Genomic DNA, 6,763 nt, shown 5'->3' with positions numbered 1-6,763 from the left:
AATGTAAATCGGCATTGTAATAATGTGCTAACGCTTATTTAAAGCGCGTTTTGGCTGAATGTAGAAAAAATAAAAAAGACATGCAGCCGCTATAATTTTATGTAATCTGCCAATATATACCTGAGTTTTTTACTGAATTTTTGTTGTTAAATCTGCAGAGATTAAAAATAAGGATAAATACTCTTATTGTCATGATAAGAAGACTGATGAGGTTTGTCAAGTTGACTCTATTGCATATCCTTATAAGTAAATTAATGTTATCCTTAACTATTGCTAATCTAAAATTTTTTATGTTCATACACTTACGTGTTCATAGCGTTTATTCTCTGCTTGAGAGTTCGGTTAAAATTGAGGAGCTGATTGGTCTTTGTTTGCAGAACAAAATGCCGGCAGTTGCAGTTACTGATTCAGGCAACTTATTTGGCTCACTTGAATTTGCAGAATATGCAGCAAATAAGGGAATACAGCTAATAGTAGGATGCAATATTATCGTTCGACACTTAGAACAAAATTTATCAATACTCCTACTTGCAAAAAATGAACAAGGGTACACTAATTTAGTCACTTTGGTGAGTGAGTCTTTTAAAAAGCGCAAAAATAGCAGCGATATTCCCTACGTTGATTTTGATGAGCTATTAAGTTTTAATACAGGTCTAATCGCCTTAACTGGTGGATGTTTGGCTCAACTGTTATTGGAGCAAGACAAAGAAACGGTTGAAAAACTGCTTTCAGCATTCGATGGTCATTTATATGTTGAATTGCAGCGTCATGGGCTGAATAAAGAGCTAGAGCTTGAAGAAGCTTTAATAGATTTTGCTTATCAGCGCAATATACCACTAGTGGCAACGAATGATGTGTTTTTTTCAAATAGATCTGATTATGAAGCTTATGATATATTAACGTGCATATCGGAGGGCAGTTATGCCCTGGAGAATAACAGAAAGAAGTTAACTACCGAGCATTACTTCAAATCTGTGGCAGAAATGGAGGAACTGTTCAGCGACATTCCCGAAGCAATTTATAACACTTTAGTGATAGCTAAGCGGTGCTCTTACATGCCAAGAAGCAGGCAGCCTATCTTGCCTAAATTTCCTTGTCGAGAAAATAAAACTGAGAATGAAGAACTGAGGGAGCAGGCAGTTGCAGGATTAGAATTCCGCATTGCAAATGAAACGGACATAGACCTTAAACAATACTACGATCGGCTGAATTACGAACTAAGCGTAATAACTTCGATGAACTACGCTGGCTACTTTTTGATAGTTTCTGATTTTATTCGTTGGAGCAAAGCAAATGGCATTCCAGTTGGACCGGGAAGAGGTTCTGGTGCTGGATCAATTGTTGCTTGGAGCTTGCAGATTACAGATCTTGATCCAATAAAATTTGGTCTGATCTTTGAAAGATTTTTAAATCCTGATCGTGTATCGATGCCTGACTTTGATATCGATTTCTGCCAAGAGAAAAGGGACCTGGTTATTGATTATGTTCAGAAAAAGTACGGTTATGTTGCTCAAATAATCACTTTTGGAAAATTGCAAGCAAGGGCAGTATTGCGTGATGTTGGTAGAGTATTGCAAATGCCTTACTCTCAAGTGGATAAAATATCTAAAATGGTTCCATTTAATCCAGTAAATCCTGTAACTTTATCGCAAGCGATAGAGTTTGATCAAAATCTTCAGAAAGAAAGGGATAGTGATGAAGTAATTGCCAAACTTCTTGATATATCTCTAAAGCTCGAAGGAATATATCGTCACGTTTCAACTCATGCTGCTGGAATTGTAATATGCGATCAAAAATTAGAAAATTTTGTTCCCGTCTATTATGATCCAAATTCGGCTCTGCCAATCACTCAATACAGCATGAAATATGTAGAGAAAGCTGGGTTAATAAAATTTGATTTTCTTGGACTTGGTACGCTAACACTAATAGATCATGTATGTCGTTTAATTAATCGTGATAAAAAAAAATTTGATATTTCCTCAGTTTCTTTGATTGATCAAAGAACCTATGAAATGCTCTCAAGAGGTGATTCAATCGGAGTGTTTCAGCTTGAAAGTTCGGGAATGAGAGAAGCTTTAATAAAACTAAAGCCAGACTGCATTGAAGATATCATCGCTTTAATTTCTCTTTATCGCCCAGGGCCTATGGATAACATTCCAACTTATGTTGCAAGAAAGCATGGACTTGAAAAGCCAGATTACATTCATCCATTGCTTGAGGAGGTGTTAAAAGAAACATTCGGAGTAATAATCTACCAAGAACAGGTAATGGAAATAGCGCGTATTCTCTCTGGATATAGCTTAGCAGAGGCGGATTTACTCAGACGTGCCATGGGTAAGAAAATTAAGGCAGAGATGGATAAACAACGTGAACTTTTTGTTCAAGGAGCAACAAAAAACGGTGTTGATTACGACAGGGCAAGTTATATTTTTGATCTTGTTGCAAAATTTGCTGGTTATGGATTTAATAAATCCCACGCTGCAGCATATGCGATTATATCTTACCAAACAGCTTACCTTAAGGCTAACTACCCGCTAGAATTTTTTACGGCCTTGATGAATCTCAACATTGATGATAGAGACAAACTGAATTTGTTTTATCATGCTGCAAAATTCAGTGGAGTTGCTGTTCTTTCGCCTGATATCAGCAAATCTAAGGCTGAATTTTCAATAGAGGGTGAGCACATACGCTACGGAATTGCTGCTTTGCGTAATGTTGGTTTTGCTATAGCAGAAGGAATAGTAAATGCACGCTCAAGTTCTTATAAGGACATATGGGAATTCATTCAAAATTTGGGGCATATAATAAATAAAAGGGCATTAGAAAGTTTAATTAAATCTGGAACATTCGATAGTGTGCACAAAAATAGAAAGCAGTTATACGAGTCAATAGACACATTGATTTACTTTGCAAATAAAAATAGGCAGTCAAATCAAGCTGCTTTATTTGGTAATCTTGATATTCTGAAGCCAAAACTTGAGAACGTGGAAGATTTTAATGAAGAGGAAAAATTAGAGCATGAGTTATTTTCATTGGGATTTTACTTAACTAATCATCCACTTGAAAAGTTTAGAACTCTCTTGAAAAAATTAAATATTGGGTTTATCGGAGAGAGTAAAACGATAAAAACTGCTGGTGTAATATTAAATGTGCGTATGAGAACCTCAGAACGTGGAAGATTTGTTATACTAACACTTTCTGATCCCCACAATGTTTCTGAAATAGCATTCTACAATAATGAAATAATAGAAGAAAAAAGGAATCTATTTTCACCTGGAGCATTTGTGATAATTGATCTTGAAATTTCAGAAAACACAACGAGACTATCAGGAAAGGACATATCTGAATTTACAGAAAAGGTTACTTCTCTAATGAAAGGATTAGTTTTAACTGCTGTATGTTCAGACTCGCAAAAAGTTGCTGAGGAGTTGAATGCAGTGTTGAAAAATGGAGGCAAAACCAAAATAATGCTAAAGTTTCTTCTCGAAAAACATAAAGTCAGCATCTTGTTGCCAGGTACATATTCAATCACCCCCAAAGCTATTTATGAAATATCTCACTTAAGTTGGATTGAAGACGTAGAAATTAATACAAATAACTTGCTTATATAAAAAAGTTTTATATAATTAAAGTGTTTAATTGATATTAAAGGAAGATATAGTGAATCTCTATGAATTTACTTTTATAGCACAACCGAACTTATTGCAGCAAGAAGTAGAAGAAATGGTCCAAGAATTGGCTATTTTGTTGAAAAATATTAAAGCAGATGTTATTTCTCAGGAGGTTAAAGGTCTCATAGAAAGAGAACATAGCACAGTTATAAAACAAGAGCTAGAGGCAAGTACCGAAAGCATTAAAAAAAGTCTGATTGTTTACTCTGATTTTTTGGAAACTCTGACAAAAATTTTGTGGGTTGAATTGGAAGAAGATTTTTCAAATTTAAAAGAAATAAAGTCAAGAATCGATAAAGAATTGAAAAATGAACTAAGTGATACGGGAATAAAACAAAATTTTATGGACCTTCCAGGAGCTAACACTAAAAGTGCATTTATCTATAATGTAGTAAATGCTTTTAAGGAAAATATTTCACAACATCTAATAAAGCCCCTTCAAGAGGTTTTAAAAAGTTTTAAAATAGTAGACTCAAATCAATTGAATAAAACGCTGGAAGTGCTTTTGAAAAATATTGAAGCTTCAGGATTGATAAAATATGAATATTGGGGTCTATTGGATTTTGCATACCCAATAAATAAGATGAAAAGTGGTCATTACTGTATGATGTGTATAAGTTTTACTTCAAGCATTATGGATGAATTTGAGCGTAGAGTAAAACTGAATGAGAATATTATTCGCCACTTGTCTGTACGGGTTAATGAGTTTTTTAAAGGTAAATCTTACATGATGGATAAACAAATTGAGGAGAAAAGTGCATAATGATGAAAAGACGAAATAGTTTTAATAATTCTTACGTGTCTGTAAATAACAGAACTGGCTTTAGGCGTCCTAAGGTCTGTCCTCTTGCTGCATCTAAAGATGAGGACATAGACTATAAGAATATAGATTTATTGTCCAAATTCACCTCTGACTATGGTAGAATATTACCTAGAAGGTTAACAGGTGTGTGCGCAAGAAAACAAAGAAAGTTGCGCTTAGCAATTATAAGAGCACGCTTTTTAGCTCTTGCTCCTTACTGTACTAAAAAAGTTAGGTAATTTATGTTAATAATTTTAAAGGAAAATATAACAACTTTAGGTAAGCTTGGTGAAGTTGTCAAAGTTAAGCCAGGTTATGCACGTAATTTTCTTTTTCCACAAAAAAAGGCGATGAAAGCCACTAAGGAAAATTTAATAAAGTTAGAGGAACAGCGTTTATTATTGGAAGAAGAAAATACCAAAAAATTAAATGCAGCAAAAGTGCTTGCATCATCACTGCATGATAAATTTATTATATTAATAAAGCAAGCTTCAGAGGATGGAAAGATTTTTGGCTCTGTAACCACACGTGAAATTGCAAAAACTTTATTACAAGAAGGATATGATATAAGTCATCATAGTTTATCTTTGGGTGGAATAAGCATCAAAAATTTGGGCGAGTATCAAGTGAATATAGAATTACATAGTAAAGTGATAGTGCCAATTACTATATACGTTGTCAGATCTGAGAAAGATGCACATGAATTAAGGCAAGCAAAGTTGCAAAATCAGAAATCTGAGCAACAAGAGGCAGAGCAAGATGCGAGTAAAGAAGCTGCTGATGCTGATGATAGCTGATCAAAGATGATCCCTTGTTATAGTCGTAAAGAAATGTCTTCCATTGCTAGGCTGGTATCATCCCAGTGCTCCCCTCATGTCATTCCAGTGCATGACACTGGAATGACACCATTATTGGAATAAATCAAAAATGATTCCACGCTATAGCCGCAAAGAAATCTCTTCTATTTGGGAAGAAAAAAATAAGTTCAACATATGGCTCAAAATAGAAAAATTAGCATGTGAAGCTCAAGCAAAATTAAAAGTTATTCCAAATGATGTTGCTGAAAAGCTCTCTGGTGCTATTGAATTTGATATTGAGCGTATTAACGAAATTGAATCCATTGTAAAACATGATGTTATAGCCTTTTTGACATATATTGCTGAAAAAGCGGGAGTTGATGTTCGTTATCTCCATTACGGAATGACAAGTTCTGATGTTTTAGATACATGCTTTGCAGTGCAGTTGAAAGAGTCATGTGATATTTTACTCAAGAATCTAAAAAATTTACTTATAGTATTGAAAAAAAAAGCTGAGGACTATAAAGATATTGTTTGTGTTGGGCGCAGTCATGGAATGCATGCAGAACCAATAACTCTTGGATTAAAATTTGCTAGATTTTATGCTGAATTTAAACGCAATTATCAGAGATTAATTAGCGCGCAAAAAGAGATCTCAATTTGTAAAATATCAGGTGCAGTAGGTAATTTTACAAATATTAATCCATTTGTTGAAGAGTATGTAGCGAAAGAAATGGGACTCATACCTGAAACCATATCGTCTCAAGTCATCCCTCGTGATAGACATGCCATGTTCTTTTCAATTTTGGGAGTAATTGCAAGCTCAATAGAAAATATTGCAATTGAGATTCGTCATTTGCAAAGAACTGAAGTCGGCGAAATCTCTGAATATTTTTCCACTGGACAGAAGGGAAGTTCTGCTATGCCGCATAAGTGTAATCCTATTTTAAGTGAGAATTTGACTGGGCTCTCACGCTTAGTACGCAGCTACGTTTTTCCTGCATTAGAAAATGTTGCATTATGGCACGAACGAGATATATCGCACTCGTCTGTGGAAAGGTGCATTGCTCCTGATGCTTGTATAGCAATGGATTTTGCTTTAGTACGATTAACAGATTTGATAGATAAATTGGTGATCAATAAGGAAAATATTGAAAAGAACTTAAATTCTTCAAAAGGCTTGGTTTTTTCACAACGAGTATTACTCGAGTTGGTAAATAGTGGTTTGGCGAGGGAAGAGGCGTATAAAATTGTTCAGAGCAATGCAATGAAAGTGAAACAAAACAATAGTGATTTTCTGGCCGAACTGAAACAAGATAAATCCTTACTTGAAGTTATTAACTCTAAAAAACTTGAATCTTTGTTTGATTTGAAGTATTATACGAAGCATGTAGATCATATATATAGCAAGGTTTTTAATGAGGCTGAGTAGCTCAGTGGTAGAGCAGGAGGATCGATCTTTAACATATATTTCTAAATCATGAGTATTATCT

5 protein-coding genes are annotated in these 6,763 nt (G+C 34.5%); all 5 read left to right on the top strand.

All coding sequences use genetic code 11. The features are described from left to right. Nucleotides 1-290 precede the first annotated feature (290 nt). Complete coding sequence (gene dnaE, locus ACJ5GX_RS03100) at nt 291-3,611, top strand: DNA polymerase III subunit alpha (RefSeq protein ID WP_096097239.1); 3,321 nt, start codon at nt 291-293, stop codon at nt 3,609-3,611. Nucleotides 3,612-3,660: 49 nt separating this feature from the next. Then, nucleotides 3,661-4,434 (top strand): 30S ribosomal protein S6, encoded by a 774-nt coding sequence (gene rpsF, locus ACJ5GX_RS03095; protein ID WP_052264806.1) that lies wholly within the window; start codon nt 3,661-3,663, stop codon nt 4,432-4,434. Further along, nucleotides 4,434-4,712 (top strand): 30S ribosomal protein S18, encoded by a 279-nt coding sequence (gene rpsR, locus ACJ5GX_RS03090; RefSeq protein WP_015587948.1) that lies wholly within the window; start codon nt 4,434-4,436, stop codon nt 4,710-4,712. The genes rpsF and rpsR overlap by 1 nt, the downstream gene beginning before the upstream one ends. Before the next feature lie 3 nt (nt 4,713-4,715). After that, nucleotides 4,716-5,270: a 50S ribosomal protein L9 gene (rplI, locus tag ACJ5GX_RS03085; protein ID WP_007302077.1), complete on the top strand. Its 555-nt coding sequence runs from the start codon at nt 4,716-4,718 to the stop codon at nt 5,268-5,270. A 130-nt stretch (nt 5,271-5,400) separates the two neighbouring features. Then, nucleotides 5,401-6,702, top strand: a complete 1,302-nt coding sequence (gene purB, locus ACJ5GX_RS03080; RefSeq protein WP_007302075.1) for an adenylosuccinate lyase — start codon at nt 5,401-5,403, stop codon at nt 6,700-6,702. The last annotated feature ends 61 nt before the right edge of the window (nt 6,703-6,763 follow it).

It is taken from the genome of Wolbachia endosymbiont of Tuta absoluta (genome assembly GCF_059414725.1).
Note: the sequence above shows the minus strand (reverse complement) of the source record. Positions and strands in the feature narration are given on the sequence as shown.

Excerpts from the sequence above, each read along its gene's own strand:
- dnaE (WP_096097239.1), top strand. The coding sequence starts at position 291 with ATGTTCATACACTTACGTGTTCATAGCGTTTATTCTCTGCTTGAGAGT.
- rpsR (WP_015587948.1), top strand. The coding sequence starts at position 4,434 with ATGATGAAAAGACGAAATAGTTTTAATAATTCTTACGTGTCTGTAAAT.
- rplI (WP_007302077.1), top strand. The coding sequence starts at position 4,716 with ATGTTAATAATTTTAAAGGAAAATATAACAACTTTAGGTAAGCTTGGT.
- purB (WP_007302075.1), top strand. The coding sequence starts at position 5,401 with ATGATTCCACGCTATAGCCGCAAAGAAATCTCTTCTATTTGGGAAGAA.